The following is a 16939-nucleotide window of genomic DNA, read 5'->3' as shown; positions in this document are numbered from 1 at the left end:
GCAACCGGTGCGGCGTGTGGCTCCGGTCATGGACGCCGTCGCGCTTGCACCATTTCCAGACGGTCTGCCCGGAGATGCCGTAGCGCTCGGCCGCCATCCAAGCCGGCTCCGTGCCCGCCTGGATGGCGGCCCGGATCTTCGGTGTCGTGGTTGCCTGCCTGTGCAGAGAGATCAACAGGCCCGACTCCCGTCCCGGACCTCACCCAGGATCGATCTTGCCATGAACAAGGCGGCCCGGCGACCGTCTATGTGATCATCCGGGATGGAACAATTAGGAAAGGCCATGGTGGCAACGTCCATAACTTTGCACGGGGTAGAAGCAATCGCAGAGAACGCTGTTCTGCAAGCCGATCATGCGGATGAATTCGCCAACGCCATTGTTTCACTTCGTGACACGGCAGCGGCTGACCAAATTACCCGTCGCTAGGGATTGGCACGCCATGGCGACATTAGTCCTTCGGATAGACGCAGTTGCTAGTAAAAGCAGCGGATTTAAGTTGATCGCTGTGTGCGGGTGTGTCCAAGAAGCGTTCGTATATTGGACATCCTTGGCGAGGACAGGTCGGACACCGACTTTTCACCTCTTTTATGTCCAAAAACCGTGTCAGGGAATTATTTGTCCGATAGACCATGTTGATCTACTAAACTGACATGCTGATCGCCTATGCGCGCGTGTCAACCAACGACCAGAACCTGGACCTGCAGCGCGACGCCCTGCAGCGCGCCGGCTGCGAGCGCATCTTCGAGGAAAAGGAGTCTGGTCGCGCCGGCACGAAGCGTCCAGCGCTTGAAGCTGCGCTCGCATTCTTGCGCCCCGAAGACCAACTCGTGGTTTGGAAGGTGGACCGGCTGGGGCGCAGCTTGCGCGAGATTCTGGACATGGCCCACAAGCTGCAAGGGCAGGGGGTCCGGCTCCGATCCCTGACCGAGGCCGTGGACACCGAGACCCCGACGGGGCGGCTGATGTTCAACTTCCTGGGCACCATCGCCGAGTACTTCCTCCATCTCAACCGCGAGCGGACGATCGAGGGGCTGAAGGCCGCGGCTGCTCGGGGCCGCAAGGGCGGACGACGCCGCAAGCTTTCCGAGGAGGACCTTGCGATGGCGCGGGTCCTCCTCAAGGACACCAACCTTCCCGTGGCGCAAATCGCCAAGCGGCTGAACGTGAGCCGGGCCACCTTCTATGCCTACTTCCCCCGAGCAAGGGCGCAGAGCCTGTCGTGAGCGAAGAACAGTTCGACCTTTTGGAGGGACTGGCAGCGCATCCGTCGGGATCCGCCGAAGTCCAGGCCTCTGAGGATGCGCCTGCCGAGCCTGTCCGGCTCACCCGCACCGACCCCGCCTGCAATATGCAACGCTTCTACAGCTTGGAACTGGCCACCAGCCTTTTCGGCGAGCATGGATAGTGCGCCATTGGGTGCGGATCGGAACCACAGGTCGCAGCCTTACAGACTGGTACGAGGAGCCCGGTGAGGCGGAGAGCGCCTTCCAGGCTCTGCTGCAGTTGAAGCGCAGACGGGGTTATACGCCCTGAAGCCCTGACCTTGTTCCGACGATCTCCCTTGTGTATATACTATGATGTAGTCACAGGAGGCTGCGATGCCGCATATTGCCAAGGTGTTTCGCTCGGGCAACTCCCAGGCTGTCCGGTTGCCGAAGAACTTCCGCCTCGAGGCCAGCGAGGTCGAGATCTCGCGGGAAGGCGATGCTCTGATCCTGCGCCCGAAACCGGCGACAGACAGGCCTTGGGCGTCGCTGCACGCAGCAGTCGAGCGAGGCTTCAGCGAGGATTTCCTGACCAGCGGCCGGGAACAGCCCGCCGAACAGCAGCGTCCCGACCTTGACCAGCTCTTTTCATGATCCGACACCTTCTCGACACCAACGTTGTGATTGCACTTGTCGGGCGACTCTCCGCCGAACTGCTCAGGCGGGTTGAAGCCTCCGAGCCGGGCTCGCTCGCCATTTCCTCCATCGTGGCGCATGAACTCTGGTACGGGGCCTATCGCAGTCAGAAAGTTGCCTTCAACCTGGAGACCCTGCGGCTTCTCTTCGCCGACCTCGCCATCATTGACCTCGACCCTGAGGACGCGCGAGCCGCAGGGGAGATCCGGGTAGAGCTTGCGCGGCAGGGCACGCCCATCGGGCCCTATGATGTGCTGATCGCCGGACAGGCCAAAGCGCGAAACCTGACGCTGGTGACGAACAACATCGGCGAATTCTCTCGCGTCGCCGGGCTGAGCCTCGAAGACTGGACCGCTGCATGATCTCCAAGTTCTGTTGAAAAAGGCCGATCGAAGCCGGGTCCGGGGCTTTGACGGACCTTGGAAGGGGTACGGTTGCCCGCAGCCCTGCCACTGGCAGGTGAGGCTGCAATTCCAAGGCTTCCGGCTCGGTCAGGCTGGGGCTTGAGCACTCGTCGGGGGGGTGCAGCCAGGCTGCAGGCAGAGCCGCCGCAGATTCTGAGCAGTGGCGGCCAAGAGGAACTTGTCGCCCGCTAAGAACATCTCGGGCTCCTGCAACCCATCGTGATGTTGCGGGACATTCAGGCGATGATAAAGTGTCGGCTCGGTCAGGCAATCAGGCAGGCAGATGACAGCACGTTCACAGCGCGTCGGTTCAGCACGCCTCTGGAGGATCGTGGCTTGGGGTTTTGCGATCCTGTTGCCCCTGCTGGCAATGCAGGTCACCGATCAGGTAAACTGGGGCGTCTTCGATTTCGTCGCCGCAGCCATGCTGATCGGCGGCGTCGGCCTCGGATGGGAACTGGCTCTGAGGATGAGCAACGATCGCGCTTGGCGCGTGGGCATCTCGATAACGCTTTCAGCGGCTTTCCTGCTGATCTGGGCCGAACTCGCCCGCTTCCAGCAGGGGGCGATCGAAAGGTGCCGGTTGGCCTCCTCCAGCGCCCGGATACGGGCGGCGATGGGCTTCATGGCCTGCGGATCCAAGGCCGCTGCTGCCGCCTGAACCTGGAGGCGCTGCAGCTCCTCGCGGTTCTTCACGAACTCGGTGCTCTCCGAGAACTTGGCCCGGCTGCCCTTGGCGATCTGGGTGATGGGAGCGCCCGCCAGCGCCAAGTGCAGGGTGTTGGACAGGATGTTGCCCACCGCCACAACGACCGATCGGATGATGGTGGTCTTGGCATAGGAGACCACGTCCTGGACGAGGTTCTCCGCCTTCCTGAGCCAAGGGAAAGCCTTGGGGCCGAGCATCTCCAGCGTCTCCCTGACCACCTTTTGGCTGTCGTCCGACCAGCGCGATGTCCCGGTCCAGAAATCCGTGACCGAAGCCGCCCGGTAGCCGATGGCGTCATCCACCATGTCGCACCGGACCATGAAGGTCTTCGGCCCGAAGGCTACCGCGATCTCCTGCTTGATCCGTGACCTGCCACGGGTCCTTCATCCAGCCGCGACCGGAGCCCGTTGGTGGTTCATGCCTGTTGGGGCGGGGTGAGCAATCGCCCGGCGCGCGGAACTCTCATGGCGTGCAGCGGGTCGGGCGATTGCGGTGTTCAGGTGCAGGGCGAACCCGGCGGGGGTCTGGTCGCCGAGGGCCGAATGGGGCCGCGCGGTGTTGTAGTCAGTGACCCAAGCCGCGGTCAGCTCGCGGGCGTGGGCGAGGTTTCGAAACAGGGTCTCGTTGAGGAATTCATCTCGCATCCGGCCGTTGAAGCTTTCGACGAAGCCGTGTCTTGCATGGGCTTGCCTGGCGCGATGTAGTGCCACGCGAGCCTGTTCTCGGCGCACCATCTGAGGATGGCGTTCGAGGTCAGTTCCGTCCCGTTGCCAGAAACGATCATGCCGGGCGTGCCTCGCCGTTCGATCAGCGCCGTCAGCTCCCGGGCCACGCGGCGGCCCGAGATCGACGTGTCAGGGATGGCTGCCAAGCATTCACGGGTCACGTCGTCGATCACGTTCAGCACCCGGAACCGCCGCCCGCAGGCGAACTGGTCATGCACGAAGTCGAGCGACCAGCGGGCATTGTCCCGCGCCTCGACCAGGATCGGGGCCCGTGTGCCGATCGCCTTGCGGCGTGCGCTGCGTTTACGGACGGTTAACCCTTCCTGGCGGGAGAGCCGGTAGATGCGGTTGATGCCCGAGGGTTCGCCTTCGCGGCGCAACAACACGAACAGACGCCGGTAGCCGAACCGCCGCCGCTCGTTGGCGAGATCCCGCAGCCGTCCGCGCAGGGCCGTGTCAGATGGCCGCTGCGGCAGGTCACGGACCATCTTGCGATCCGCCCCGGAAGTCCGGCACGCCCGCCGTTCCGACAGGCCCAACCGGGCCTGCAGATGCGCGACTGCCTCGCGCTTCACGGCGGGCCAATCGGCGGGAAAACAGTCCCCCGGACTGTTTTCTGATCCGCCTCATAACCACTTTCTTGACAGCAGCTCCTTCATCGCCGCCATCTCGAGCATCTGCTCGGCCAGCAGCTTCTTAAGCTTCGCATTCTCGTCCTCGAGCGCCTTCAGCCGTTTGGCCTCTGATACCGTCATCCCGGAATACTTCGCCTTCCACGCTGAGACACGTGCCTTCCGACATGCCGTGCTTGCGGCAGAGGTCAACGACCTTCGCGCCGTCGACGTAGACGTCGACCATGCTCCTGCAGGATGCCGATGATCTGCTCCTCGGTCCGTCGCGCCTTCTTCATCGTCCGTCCTCTCCTGGGGGCGGACTCTCATCGCAGGTGGAGGAAAAAGCCCGCGGCAGGTCACTCGCACCGGCGACGCCGCAGTGTTAGCTTTTCTCCTTGAAGGTGCCCTCCTTCACGAACACCCGCGATTTCGAAGGATTACGCCATGAAGCCTCGTTATCTTCTCGCCATCCCCGCACTCTTCGCCGCAATGCACACCGCAGGTCCGGGAGCCGCCCAGGAGGTGGCCCAACAGCCGGCCGCAAACCAGAACGCGGCCAGCGCCCAGAATGCGGCGGACAGCGGGAACCTTCCCAACGTGACCGTCGTCGCGACAGGCGGCACGATTGCGATGACGGTGGACGAAACCGGCGCCCCGGTCCCGGCGCTCTCGGGCGAGGATCTGGTGGCCGCGGTGCCGGCGCTCGCCGGCTTGGCCGACATCGGAGTGGTGGAATTCAGCAATGTCCCGAGCCCATACATGGGCCCAGACCTTTGGCCAAATCTCGCCCGTACGATCCAGGAGCAACTGGCTGATCCAGACGTCAAGGGCGTCGTCGTCACGCACGGGACGGACACGATCGAGGAGACCGCCTACTTCCTCGACCTCACGGTTCAAAGCGACAAACCGGTCGTGCTGGTCGGTGCGCTCCGAAGCGCATCGGAGCCAGACAGCGATGGCCCGCGCAACATCACCAATGCCGTGAAGCAGATCCTCGACGAGGATTCGGGCGGCAAGGGGGTCACCGTCAACATGAACCATGTCATCCATCCCGCCCGGGCGGTGCGGAAGACGAATACCAGCAACGTCGCCGCCTTTGGATCAGGGCTGTATGGCCCGATCGGCTATGTCGATCGCGACGATGTCGCCTTTCAACAGGAGCCGCTGCAGCACCCGCCCCTGCCGCTGCCCGAGACGCTGCCTCGGGTCGACCTCATCGCCATGTATACGGGTGCCGACGGCGGCTACGTGCGGCAGGCGGCCGACGACGGCGCCAAAGGGATCGTGATCCAGGCGTTCGGCTGGGGCAACGTGAACGAGCCGATGTACGAGGCGATCAAGTACGCAATCGGCAAGGGGGTGCCCGTCGTGATCACCTCGCGAGTGCCGGACGGCAGCGTCCAGCCAAACTACGGCTTCGTCGGCGGCGGCGCCACGACCGAGGAGCTTGGCGCGATCTTCGGCGATGACCTGTCGCCGTCAAAGGCGCGCATCCTGCTGATGCTGGCGCTGGCCGAAACTACCGACAGAGATAAGATCAAGTCCTATTTCGACCGGTAATTACCCGTGGGAGACAGGTCCATGTTGATCGTGGTCATCGGGTGTTCCCATGGCTCGTGGTTGAGCATCAAAACTCCACCTCGGCCATATACCGCGATAGCCACCTTATGCCCCCAACAACCATCGATCTATCTCGGTGCGTAAGGTCTGCATCCCTGGGACGCACAAGCAGCGCAGCGGCCCCGGCGCGGGCAGCGCCATGATTGGGGAACCGGTGCGCCAGACCGGTACCCCGATCGGCAAAAAGAAGGCATTGCGTGAGACAAGACCAGTTGATCCTCCGGCCTGAAGGAAAGGGGTCAGGCAGCGTTGCGGCCCTGGATGCGGCCGAGGCAGGCAAGCTGGTTGTTCACGCCCATGATCGCAATGGAGTCCAGTGACCGGCGCAGTTCTCGCGATGCGGACAGCCGAAGCGGCGAGAGTGGTGCTGCAGCGCGCAGGGACAGAAGTGTGGCGGTGTCCAACTCGACCGCGACCAGCTCGCGCGGGAATTGCTCGATGTTCCGGGCGCACGCGGCGTTGATCTGGCGACTGTAGCGCGGATTGTGTTCCGGCGTCCAAGCATGGGCAGTCCAGTCAGGCAGGGTCCAGCCGGCGCGTCGCTACGGCTGCATGACGGACCTCAATCACGGGCGCGGGCGCGCGGGTCAGTTCGCCGTGCTGCTCGATGAACAGCCGGTCGGCCTCGGCTTGGCGACCGGCGTGAAGATCGGAGGCCATGTGGCCGTCCGGGCGTCGGCACCAGAGGCCGGGGGCCATGCCGCAGGTCGGGCAACGGACGGTCAGAACGGGGTGTTTGTGGGCAGTGAAATCGGGCATGATCTTGCCACTCCTTCGGAGGTGACCCGCAAGCGGTGTTCCGATCACACATGATCGTGCCATATTGCGCCATTCTGGCTGCGCAAATGGCTCTGAGTATCTGCCAAGTGTCTAAACTAGGGCGCCACCATCATGATGGTAGCGCCCTGCCCATCAGCCTGTAATCAGTTCCCCGGAGTGAGGGAGATCATGTGCGCGGCCGCATTCTCGACAGCCTCGCGGGAATAGATCAGCGGTGCATAGTCTCCGGCCGCCCAGAGTGGCGCGAGGTCGCGGTAGTGCGGGCTCATCGGATCGCCGGATTGGCCGGGAGTGTTGATGAACCGGCTTGCGTCCCAGTTGCCCACATCCAGAACCATGCGGAACGACGCGCCCGAGGTGACCTCGAAGCTGTCGTTGTAGCTGGCCGCCCGCGGGCTGTAGGCCGAGCCGCCCATTGACAGCGGGCCCACGTTCATCTGGCTGGAGAAACCCGGCTGGGCCAGACCCGCGACGCCATGGGTGAACTTGCCCTTGTGCAGATCGCCCCAGCGCCACTCCGACATGTCGCTGCCCAGCCGTTCGGTCGTTTCAGCAACGGCGCCCGACAGGGCAGTAGCCAGGATGTCTTCGCGCGCCTGTCCGGGATTGTCGCCCAGCCTTTCGTCAGGCTGCGCCAGAAGATCCATCACCGACGAGATCGCGCCGCGTCCCAGCAGTTCGGCCAAGTCCTCGCCTAACACGCGGGGCGCCGTGGTGGGCACCAGATACTTGCTCAGCATCGTCTCGGCCACTGCGGCCGCGGCGCTGTCGGCCGAAGTCACGCCGTCCCAGCCCTGGATCAGGGCCAGCGCGTCGCGGTCGGCCTGGGATGCGGTTTCCGGCAGACTCAAACCCTTCATCAGATCGACCACGCGGCGCTGCATGACGCTGTGATCGTCGTTCTGGAGCGCCATGGAATCGGCAAGCGATACCTGATCATCGGCGCTCAGCACTTCGGAAATCCGCTGGATGCGGGACGGGTCCGACCATTCGAAGCCGACCTTGTAGTCCTTGTAGGGATAGTTCGCCGGCAGGTTCATCTCGTTGGCAGTGGCGAACCAGCCCTTTTCGGGGTTGTAGGCCGATGGCAGCTTCTCCCGTTCAAGGAACCCCCACTCATAGCGTCCGTCGCCCGGCACCGGCAGCAACCCGTCCCAGTTTTCGCGCTGTGGTGTCATGGCGCCGACGATCCAGCCGATGTTGCCGTCGGTATCGGCATAGACCTGGTTTTCGGATGGCGTCGAGAAGCGTTCCATCGCGGCCGAGAACTCGTCCCAGTTCTGCGCCCCCATGTAGTCGACCGAGCCGAAGTAGGCCGATGTTCCCGGCTCGAACCAGACGCTGCGGAAGGCGAAGGCACGGTTGTTGTCCTCGTCCACCTTCAGGACGGGTCCGTGGCGGGTGAACTTCATCGTCACCTGCTGTGGCGCGCCGTCACGGACGTTGATGGTGTCTTCCACGACCTCCATGTCGACCCATTCGCCGTTGTAGCGATACTGGTCCGGGTTTTCGGGGTTCAGCTCGTAAACATAGAGGTCTTCCTGGTCGACCGCGAAGATCGTCAGCCCGTAGGCGATCTTGCCGTTATGGCCGATCGAGACGCCCGGCAGTGCCGGCTCCCCGGCCCCGATCACCGACATGTTCGGCGAGTTCAGGTGCACGACATAGCGCAGGGACGGCACGCCATGGGCGCGGTGCGGGTCGTTGGCCAGGATTGGGCGCCCCGTCTCGGTGCGCGAGGGCGCGATGGTCCAGTTGTTGGACCCGATCTCCTGCACGTTGGACGAGGTGACCTTGAGAAAATCCGCAGGCTCAAGCGCGCTGCTGCTGCGGTTGCCCGAGCTTTGTCCGTCCTCATGCGCGGGTGATGCGGCAGGATCTGTCGAGGAGGCCGGGGCGCCGTTGGCCGGGACGGCCCCTGCAGGAGGTGAAGATGCTGCTGGCGCGCCGGCCCCCGGTACTGTTTCCGGGGTCTCGGCGGGCCGTTCTGCCGCAGGTGGGGTCTCTGTCCCGAGCGGCGGTGCGGCAGTGGAGGCGGCTGGAGGTTCCGCATCGGTCCCGGCTTCTGCTTCGGCTTCGGGCGGTGCCTCGAACTTCACGTTCTGCGTGGCAAGCTCATAAACGTCCAGCACGTCCGCCGGGATCGTGCAGGGGTCCAGCCCCTCGGGCACGGTCGGGGTCCATTCAGGCTCCAGCCGCTGACGCAGGCGATCGGCCTCGATCCCTTCGGCGCAGGTGATCTGCGCGCGGCTGACTTCGGAACTGGCGTTGCGAGTCAAGCCGTGGCTGCGAATGCGGACCACATCCTCGACCGCCCACAGTTCGGGCTGCGAGCCGGTCAACTGGAACTCGACAGGCAGCTCAGCCCGTCCGTCCAGCACCTGCTGGACATAGGCGTTGACGCCTTGCACGAAGGCCTCGGCATAGCTGCGGCCGTTCGGACCGTAAGCCGCCCATTCCGGTTCGATATCACCTCGATAAAGGAACGTTCGCGCGGCGTGGTCCTGGTCCACGAAGGTCGGACCGAAGCTTTCCGCCAGCCGCCCCAGTCCGCGCTTGCGCCACAGGTCGATCTGCCACAGCCGATCGCGTGCGGCATTGTAGCCTTGCAGAAACAGCGCGTCGCGATCGCTGCCTGCATAAATATGCGGCACGCCCCAATGGTCAATGATGATTTCTGCCGGTTGTTCCAGCCCGGCAACGCTGCGGGTCTCCCGCGTGACGGCCGATCTGATCTCGGCTTGCGCAGGAACTGCGCCGAAAGCGGTCCCCAATGCCAATGCCGACGTGAGTGCGTGCCTGAACATCATGTCTCCTTCCGTAGATCACCTGACTGTGGCCTGACTCAGAGCCGCTGCATAGATGAGCCGTGCTGGGGGTATACCTCAGAAGAGCAGCCCCGTCGGACATCCTCTTGCGTTCGATCAGGGTTATCTTGCTGGTTTCGGACAGTAGCGTGACTGGGTCTAGACTTCAGCTGGACAGAGGCGCCTCCCATGACCCTCTACGGCTACGCCCGCGTGTCATCGACCGATCAGGACCTGTCCCTGCAGGAAGCCGCTCTTCGGGTGGCTGGCTGTCAGGTGGTACGGGCCGAGAAGAAGACCGGCACCCGCCGCGAGGGCTGCGCCGAGCCCGACATCCTGCTGCAGTTCCTGCGTCCACTCAACCTCCCTGTTCAGATTCCCCGTGCCAGATCAAAAGGCGAACATCCCCGGCAGTTCCCCCAAATAGAAAACAGCCTACCTACTGGCCGGGTCTTGCTCCGGCGCAGCGGCACCACACTGCGCTTCGTGGCCTGGTTTGTCACTGTCCTACACAAGTCAGGAAGCAACTGCCTCAATTCTCCTTCGGGATCAAACCTGCAGCCTGGTCGAAATACTGCTTTGCTAAGCCAGGTATATCAAGATCTGGGCCTCCAAGAATTATCTCAAGTATATTTGTAAACATCGTCACCCCATCTGCGCTACGGATTCGAAGCACATTCTCAAGAAATGCGACGTTTTCACTCAAGACGTCTTGACTAGGATCGAGAGCTAAACTCTCGTTAAAAAAGGGAAGTGCTTGGCGAATACTATCCGGTATTGGTGATCTTACCAAGTACGCCGCCCCTAGGCAACGTTTCAAACTTGAGAGAACTCTAACCTGTAGAACTGATCCATAACGACGAGCAATATACTCAAGTTCTTGAACGATTTCGTCATCTGGGCTCTCGTATGGCCAAGCCTCAATTTGCCGGCAGTTTGCCGAGATCCTACTTTCGATTTTCCGTACCTGATCTGGATCTCTGGAAGCATTCCAATTTTCCTCTGCCGCAACATCTCGATCCGAGGGACTTTCCTCCTCACACGGATCGGCATAGTCTTTTAGGACGTCATCGAACAGGCGATAAGGGATCAGGTAGTTATCGTTTCCCTCCGGGTTGGACATCTCCGAGTAGCCGTGAACGAGCCCAACGATCCGGCCGCTCTCATCGACCACCGCCGCCCCGCTCGCGCCAGGTTGCGCCGGAATATCCATGACCAAGAAGTTGGCGGCTCGTCCGCGGCCATGCTCGGAGGAGGCCAGCCCGTCCCGAAACCGCAAGCTGAACTGGCCTTCTTTTTGGATCTCGATCTGCCTGACGTGTATCGGCAGGTTTTCGAACGCCGTATCAGACTGGTAGAGCTCGTGCTTGCATATAAAAGGCAGATCATCGTCGCCGAACGTATTCGCCTTCACGAACAGCACGTCGGCAGCGGCGGCGCGAGTGTCGTCCCTGGGGGCGCTGCTGTCCTCGGGAAACGTCGGATCACCTCCGCTTGCTGCTTTCGGCAGATCATTGGTACGGAAGAAGCCGATCCTCACCTGGTCTGGATCGCAAGCGGTGGTATAGCGCACTGTGCGGAATGTCTGCTCTTCACTCTCTTCGAACAGTTCGGCCAGCGTATGATGGGTTGTCACCACGTAGCCATCCTTCCGGATGAGCACCCCGGTGCCCCAGCTGACGCGCTGCTCCACAGGGATCAAGCCTATATCGACATCAGGACCCGCTCTCACCTCAGGCTGGCACGACATCTTGATCAACACCGTCCGGTCGGCAAGGTAGTCTGCCAACTTCCCCTCTGTCGGATCGTAGCTCTGTGCCAGCAACGTCCCCGGCAACAAGATGCAGGCGGCCGCCCACAAGCTTATACTCCCACCGGCATGCAGCAAGCTCTTATGTATCTGCATTGGTCCGCCCTCAGTCTGCGCCATCTCACTGGCGACCCCGGCAGCTCCAAAGTCTCTCGATGCCACCATTGATCGACTTACTCATTCCCGACTATTGCAGGTACGCTCTCTGGAGGCCAGCTATATCAAGCGAAGAAAGCTGGACCTAGTGATCGTAGATGTTGAAACAGTAGTTTGTCACCGAAACCGGGTCCTATATCGTTATCAGCGATTGACTGGCAGGAGTGACTGTAGAAGGTCCGGTGACGTTAACACGCCGGCACGCCGCGATCCGCTGTTGCAGTTGGTCAGCTGGAAGCATGTTGATAGAGATGGCTCGGTTTGTCTGAACATTTTCCGGGTTGCTGCTAAGTGGATGTCCGGCTTGGTTACGCCGCCGCCGGGATTGGCGTCAGCTGGTTGAAGTAGGCCCGGTCAGGTGTCTGCCCGCCAAGCGATGAATGAGGTCTGGTGCTGTTGTAGAAGCCGACGTAGCGGTCGATCGAGTCCCGAGCCTCCGAGACGCTGGCATAGGCGCGCAGGTAGACCTCTTCATATTGGCCTGCTGCCAGTTTCGTGGACACGAAGATAAGATCGTGACCAAGGGACCCGAAAGTGGATATGACGAGACGGAAGTTCCGCGGCGAGTTCAAGGTCGAGGCCGTCAGGCTGGTGACCGAGCGCGGCGTAGCGGTGGCGCAAGCCGCCCGTGACCTGGATGTCGCCCAGAGCGTGTGGCGCCGCTGGATGCGGGAGTTGACGGCTGCGCCAGCCGCGGCGTTTCCCGGCAACGGGCAGATGCGGGCAGATGCGGGCAGATGCGGGCCGATCTGGCCGAGATCGCGGCGCTGAAGAAAGAGGTCGCCCGGCTCCGGGCGGAGCGTGACATCCTGAAGAAGGCGGCAGCTTTTTTCGCGCGCGAGGCGACATGAGGTTCGCCTTCATCGCCAGACACCGTCACATCTGGCCGCTCAGCTGGCTCTGCCAGGTGCTGGAGGTCTCGCGCTCGGGCCTCCATGCCTGGCTCAACCGGCCAGTCAGCGCGGGCGAGGCAGGACGCGAAGCTCATCCTGGCGGTCGACAAGAGCTTCAAGGCCAGCGACCGCACCTACGGCGCTCGGCGTGTCTGGCGCGATGTGCTTGAGGACGGGTTGGCCTGCGGCGTGCACCGGATCGAATGGCTGATGCGGCAGGATGCGCTCAAGGCGCGGCCAAAGCGGCGCGGGAAGCCCAAGGACGATGGCGAACGCCCGGTGATCGTCAACAACATCCTCGGCCGCGACTTCGAGGCGGGCCGGTCGAACCGGAAGTGGCCCACCGGTTTCACCTGCATCCGGACCGCGGAAGGCTGGCTCTACGTTGGCGTCGTGCTGGATCTCCTCTCTCGTCGCGTAGTCGGCTGGTCCATGAAGGCCGACCGAGATGCGTCACTGGTCATGGATGCGCTGATGATGGCAGTCTGGCGGCGCGGCAAGGCTGACGCCCTGCTGCACCATTCGGACCAGGACTCGAAATACGCCAGCGAGCAGTTCCAGCGCCTTCTGGCCGACAATGGCATCACTCGCTCGATGAGCCGGGCCGGCAATGTCTGGGACAACGCGCGATCGAGAGCTTCTTCTCGTCGCTGAAAACCGAGCGGACAGCCCGCAAGGTCTACCGCACCCGTGATGAGGCCCGTGCCGACGTGTTCGACTGCATCGAGCGCTTCTACGACCCGCGTCGCCGCCACTCGAAACTGGGCTATCTCAGCCCATGGAGTTCGAGGCCCGTGCCATGCGGGCTTGACCTGCTGTCCACGAAACCGGCAGCAGGCCATCCAAGCTTCCCTCCCGGTTCTTCGCGGGGTCAGTTCCTCATGTCGTCAGAGGGCCAGTTTGTAGCGTCGCATGACAAGATAAGCAGGCAGACCCGCCACGCGAGCCCCCTCTCTTCAAGGGTTGCGCAACAACGCCGGTCACAGGTAACTTCACTGAGAAGTTTAGGAAGAAAATGTCAGGAATGGCCGAGATAATAAGCTTGACTTAGCATTAACTCTTGAAGCAAGAGCAGTACTTCATGCTGGCCCTCAAGGAAAAAAGATTATGGCACAACAGCAAAATCGCACCATGCTCATCATAGGTAATGGACCCTCCACGAAAGAGCTGGCCGATTTTGGCTTCCATAACATCCCGTCTCATATTGATACTTTTGGCATGGGACTATCCTACAAGTACTTTAGCAAGATAAACTGGTGGCCAACTTTCTACATTTGCGCCGATAAGAAGGTCGTGAAAAGCAAAGAACACTACCTGAGGCAACTAATTCTGGACGAAGCAGTGGGCGTTCGTAAGTTCTTCTTTCCCATACCAATTATTCAGCATCCACGTCTTGAAATTGTGTCCCATAGCTCAACGGGAGATTTTGCTTTTCGAAAAGCGGTTGAATACGGATACGAACAGATATTCATCATCGGTATCGACCTTGACTACAAGCCTCTAAAAGAAGCAACCCGCATCACGCGCGAGGAATTTAAATCCTTGGAATTGGGGGTAGATTTCGAAACTAACGTCATCTACAAGGTGCGCCAGCCAATCAAAGATCATCCAAACTACTTTTTCCCGGAATATCAGGAAGTTGGTGACATTTATAGTGAGCCACGGGGAAGTAGTTGGCATTTGTTAAGTTGGCAGAGAGCGCTGGAGCTTTCTTTGGAAAAACAGATCCCGGTCCGGAACCTCGGCAAGGCATCGAAACTTCCTATTTTCCACAAGGCTCCCTTAGTCGAGGCCTTGAAAAAGGAGTCGCCGTATCCAGTTACCATCCCTCAACGGAAAGCCTCCTCGCTGGCATCGGACATCTACAAGGGCGAGCGTGCCGTTGCTGATGCCTACCTACGCGACTATATTGACGCACAGAAGCGCTATGAGGCGCTTGAGGCACGGATTTCTGAGAGAGACTCGGCGTTCGCCCAGAGTCTCCATAGTCTTGCAAAAGAAATCGCCATCGCCAATGATACTTACCGAAATCGGTCTCTAGAAATTTCAGTAATCATTCCCTGTTATAATAGTGCAGATTTCATACAGCCGTGTCTAGAGGCTTTGAGAATTCAAACCTTAAACCAGTCCTCCTTTGAGGTAATTTGTGTCGACGATTTTTCGACCGATAATACTGTGAAGCTGATCGAGTCCTATCAGGAAAAAATTAAGAATCTTCGCATTATACGCCATGAGAAAAATAGAAAGCAGGGAGCTGCGCGCAATAGTGGGCTAGATGCTGCGAGAGGACGTTTTATATTATTTGTTGACTCTGATGATTATCTGCGGGCAGATGCATTGGAATTTATGCTCGGTTCCGGCGATAAGGTCGACGTTACGGTCTGCCAGCACGTCAGGACACAGTTTGACAAGCCGACCAGATGGGAAGTCAGCAATCGTCACGTGAAATCAACCCTGGCCTTGGCTGCGCTGGAGAACTGCATCGGCTGGTGGTCGTTCGGTATGTTGATTTCTCGTGAGATGATCGAAAAAAATCAGATTCGCTTCCGAGAAGGGGTGTACTTCGAGGATATAGATTTCAATATTCGTGTCTTCCTAGCTTCGCAGTCCCATGTAGTTACCAAGGAGGTGTTGTATTATTATATTGACCGCAATGACTCGACGGTGAACTCGATCAACGAAAAGAAGCTGTTGGACTCTGTCGGCGCCATTGCTGTAGTTGCCTCTATGCTGTCAGATAGGAGGGCGGAAGAGCGGGAGAGGTTTTACAAGAAGGCGTCAGCTTGGCTTCAGTTGCAGGCGCGGAGAATTCGTGATTGCGGAGAAGATAAAGACGAGCGAATTGCTCTTGCTGGTATTTTTATCATGGAGTTAAAAGAAGCCGGGCTACTAAAGAAATTGGCCCCTGACCTAGAAAAGCAGATTCTTGGCGCAGCGACGGCTGCACCGGCTAGCAGTACTGTGCTAGGAAAGGTTCCGGATAATTTCTGCTTCAATCCTTGGCTGAAAGATTTTGCCTGCGAGTTTTTCGAGAGAGTAATATTCTTCTGTGAGGTGGACTATCACATACGCAGCGCCGCTCCTGTGGCGCGTCAGCTAAGATTAATGGGTATTAACAGCGTCATTATCGACGCCTCACGTTCGACTACCTTCACTTCAAACCGTCCGCTCCCGGACGACGAGCTGCCACTTTACGCTGATGTGGATCTACGGTCGTTCAATATTGCCGAGACCCTGCCTTTCGCTACAAACGCGGCCGCTTTCGTCTTCATGAACGATCTCACCTATACGAAGCGCTTGATTTTCGAGAACTTCGGCTTTGGCGTCCCGACGTTTGGTTTCTATGAAGGGATCAACGATGACTGGAACTTGGATCGCAAGGCGCTACGCCGCCCATATCGCAGCGTTGATTACCTTTTGCTGCCGGGCATCTACCAGCAGGGTTTCTATTCTGACCGAGAAACCCGTGTGGTTGGGCTCCCCAACGTTAGGTCGCGGCTGGCGCAGCCTTATGTGCAGCCGACCAAACGGCGCGCCATAATCAACGTCAACTTCACCTATGGTGTGCTGGAGGATCGGCGCGACCTGTTCGTCGAAAGCGCCGTTGCGGCCTGCACCGAGGCCGGGTTGGATTACATCATCACGCAACACCCTGCCGACAAGGGCGTTCTGTCGCGCTACAATGTCGGCACGGACAGCGTCTACTCCCTGCTCGAGGAAGGAACGATTCTCATCAGTCGTTTCAGTACCACCATCCTTGAGGCACTGGCGATGGGGCGTCCGGCAATCTATCATAATCCGATCGACGAGCGCGTTCCGAAGTTTAAGTTTCCGCTGGGGGCCTATTCAATCACCGATGGCAAGGATGCTCTCAAGCAGGCTCTTGAGAGCGAGTTGACCTTTTTGGACGACGGGGGCGATATCCGCAAACGGGCTGCGCTGTTCCTGCATTTCCATTGCAACATGGGGGACAGTATCGACCCCGACCTGCTGGCCGCCCGTGCTATCGCAGAAGTCGTGAGGTCGCCAGGAGAGCGCTACGATTTCAAGCGGCATGTGAACAACCGGGTAGCGACAACCCCGCAGACCGGTCAAGTGAATGTTAGCGTCGGCTCCGCGCTCGACCTAACGGAGCTCGCCGTACAACTGCTGTTGGACCCGCAATCTGGCCGCGCGCGCCTGCGCGACGAGGCGGCTGCCATAGAGCAGGGCCTTGCCGCGTTACCGGAAAACAGCCCGGTTCGGCAGCATTTCCAGCGTGTAAGGGCATTCGCCGAAGCTGAGTGAAGCTTGACACCTCTGCCTGTGGCGGTGGCGTTAGCCCCTGCGCCGCAGCAGGGCCGCCCGGTTGTGCGCTTCGACCTATCACTACTCTGCCACCTTCATAGCCGGAGGTGATAGGGCACGGGCTTGCGGCAGTGGGGACAAAGCCGTGCAAAGGCGCTGAGTGTGGCCGCGAGTTGCCGACGCACCTGCGGCAAGGATGGGGTTGGGGGCGGCCCCGGTCTGGTGGGGGTTT

Annotated in this window: 11 protein-coding genes and 3 pseudogenes; 8 read left to right on the top strand and 6 right to left on the bottom strand. The window is 60.4% G+C overall.

Annotated elements, in window-relative coordinates:
• Positions 1-651: 651 nt before the first annotated feature.
• From H5395_RS16050 to H5395_RS16035, 5 genes are all read left to right on the top strand, one after another.
• Positions 652-1224 carry a recombinase family protein gene (locus H5395_RS16050; RefSeq protein WP_182793559.1) on the top strand — a complete coding sequence of 191 codons (573 nt, stop codon included), beginning with the start codon at positions 652-654 and terminating at the stop codon, positions 1222-1224.
• Complete coding sequence (locus tag H5395_RS18570) at positions 1221-1406, top strand: hypothetical protein (protein WP_220495089.1); 186 nt, start codon at positions 1221-1223, stop codon at positions 1404-1406. The genes H5395_RS16050 and H5395_RS18570 overlap by 4 nt, the downstream gene beginning before the upstream one ends.
• Entirely contained in the window at positions 1406-1534 is a 129-nt protein-coding gene (locus tag H5395_RS19585) for a WGR domain-containing protein (RefSeq protein ID WP_370576486.1), read from the top strand. The genes H5395_RS18570 and H5395_RS19585 overlap by 1 nt, the downstream gene beginning before the upstream one ends.
• Positions 1535-1599: 65 nt before the next feature.
• On the top strand, positions 1600-1860 hold the full coding sequence (locus tag H5395_RS16040; protein ID WP_182793558.1) for an antitoxin: 261 nt from the start codon (positions 1600-1602) through the stop codon (positions 1858-1860).
• Complete coding sequence (locus H5395_RS16035) at positions 1857-2264, top strand: type II toxin-antitoxin system VapC family toxin (RefSeq protein WP_182793557.1); 408 nt, start codon at positions 1857-1859, stop codon at positions 2262-2264. Before H5395_RS16040 ends, H5395_RS16035 begins: the two co-directional genes overlap by 4 nt.
• 426 nt (positions 2265-2690) lie before the next feature.
• Here H5395_RS16035 and H5395_RS16030 read toward each other — a convergent pair whose 3' ends face one another.
• Positions 2691-3335, bottom strand: coding sequence for a hypothetical protein (locus H5395_RS16030; RefSeq protein ID WP_182793556.1), 645 nt, complete (start codon positions 3333-3335; stop codon positions 2691-2693).
• A 63-nt stretch (positions 3336-3398) separates the two neighbouring features.
• A pseudogene (locus H5395_RS16025) lies at positions 3399-4650 on the bottom strand (IS3 family transposase).
• Between the two features lie 148 nt (positions 4651-4798).
• On the opposite strand from H5395_RS16025, the gene H5395_RS16020 reads away from it, so the two are divergent.
• Positions 4799-5914 carry an asparaginase gene (locus H5395_RS16020; RefSeq protein WP_200559332.1) on the top strand — a complete coding sequence of 372 codons (1116 nt, stop codon included), beginning with the start codon at positions 4799-4801 and terminating at the stop codon, positions 5912-5914.
• Positions 5915-6490: 576 nt separating this feature from the next.
• Here the strand turns inward: H5395_RS16020 and H5395_RS16015 are convergent.
• The 4 genes and pseudogenes from H5395_RS16015 to H5395_RS16000 form a co-directional block, all read right to left on the bottom strand.
• Complete coding sequence (locus H5395_RS16015) at positions 6491-6634, bottom strand: hypothetical protein (protein ID WP_182793555.1); 144 nt, start codon at positions 6632-6634, stop codon at positions 6491-6493.
• 263 nt (positions 6635-6897) lie between these two features.
• Positions 6898-9561: a penicillin acylase family protein gene (locus tag H5395_RS16010; RefSeq protein WP_255434989.1), complete on the bottom strand. Its 2664-nt coding sequence runs from the start codon at positions 9559-9561 to the stop codon at positions 6898-6900.
• Between the two features lie 532 nt (positions 9562-10093).
• On the bottom strand, positions 10094-11491 hold the full coding sequence (locus H5395_RS16005; RefSeq protein ID WP_182793553.1) for a trypsin-like peptidase domain-containing protein: 1398 nt from the start codon (positions 11489-11491) through the stop codon (positions 10094-10096).
• Between the two features lie 344 nt (positions 11492-11835).
• Positions 11836-12042: pseudogene (locus H5395_RS16000) on the bottom strand (integrase core domain-containing protein); the annotation flags it as partial.
• 25 nt (positions 12043-12067) lie between these two features.
• Here H5395_RS16000 and H5395_RS15995 point away from each other — a divergent pair.
• Together H5395_RS15995 and H5395_RS15990 are read left to right on the top strand one after the other, a co-directional pair.
• Positions 12068-13231 (top strand): annotated as a pseudogene (locus H5395_RS15995) (IS3 family transposase).
• A gap of 296 nt (positions 13232-13527) precedes the next feature.
• A complete protein-coding gene (locus H5395_RS15990) occupies positions 13528-16707 on the top strand; it encodes a glycosyltransferase family 2 protein (protein WP_182793552.1) in 3180 nt (1059 codons plus the stop codon).
• The last annotated feature ends 232 nt before the right edge of the window (positions 16708-16939 follow it).

This window comes from Paracoccus sp. MC1854 (assembly GCF_014164635.1).
In the GTDB taxonomy this organism is placed as follows: domain Bacteria; phylum Pseudomonadota; class Alphaproteobacteria; order Rhodobacterales; family Rhodobacteraceae; genus Paracoccus.
This window is presented reverse-complemented; position numbering and strand designations above follow the sequence as displayed.

Excerpts from the sequence above, each read along its gene's own strand:
- H5395_RS16015 (WP_182793555.1), bottom strand. The coding sequence starts at position 6,634 with ATGGCCTCCGATCTTCACGCCGGTCGCCAAGCCGAGGCCGACCGGCTG.
- H5395_RS16040 (WP_182793558.1), top strand. The coding sequence starts at position 1,600 with ATGCCGCATATTGCCAAGGTGTTTCGCTCGGGCAACTCCCAGGCTGTC.
- H5395_RS15990 (WP_182793552.1), top strand. The coding sequence starts at position 13,528 with ATGGCACAACAGCAAAATCGCACCATGCTCATCATAGGTAATGGACCC.
- H5395_RS16030 (WP_182793556.1), bottom strand. The coding sequence starts at position 3,335 with ATGGTCCGGTGCGACATGGTGGATGACGCCATCGGCTACCGGGCGGCT.
- H5395_RS16020 (WP_200559332.1), top strand. The coding sequence starts at position 4,799 with ATGAAGCCTCGTTATCTTCTCGCCATCCCCGCACTCTTCGCCGCAATG.
- H5395_RS16005 (WP_182793553.1), bottom strand. The coding sequence starts at position 11,491 with ATGGCGCAGACTGAGGGCGGACCAATGCAGATACATAAGAGCTTGCTG.
- H5395_RS16050 (WP_182793559.1), top strand. The coding sequence starts at position 652 with ATGCTGATCGCCTATGCGCGCGTGTCAACCAACGACCAGAACCTGGAC.
- H5395_RS16035 (WP_182793557.1), top strand. The coding sequence starts at position 1,857 with ATGATCCGACACCTTCTCGACACCAACGTTGTGATTGCACTTGTCGGG.
- H5395_RS16010 (WP_255434989.1), bottom strand. The coding sequence starts at position 9,561 with ATGTTCAGGCACGCACTCACGTCGGCATTGGCATTGGGGACCGCTTTC.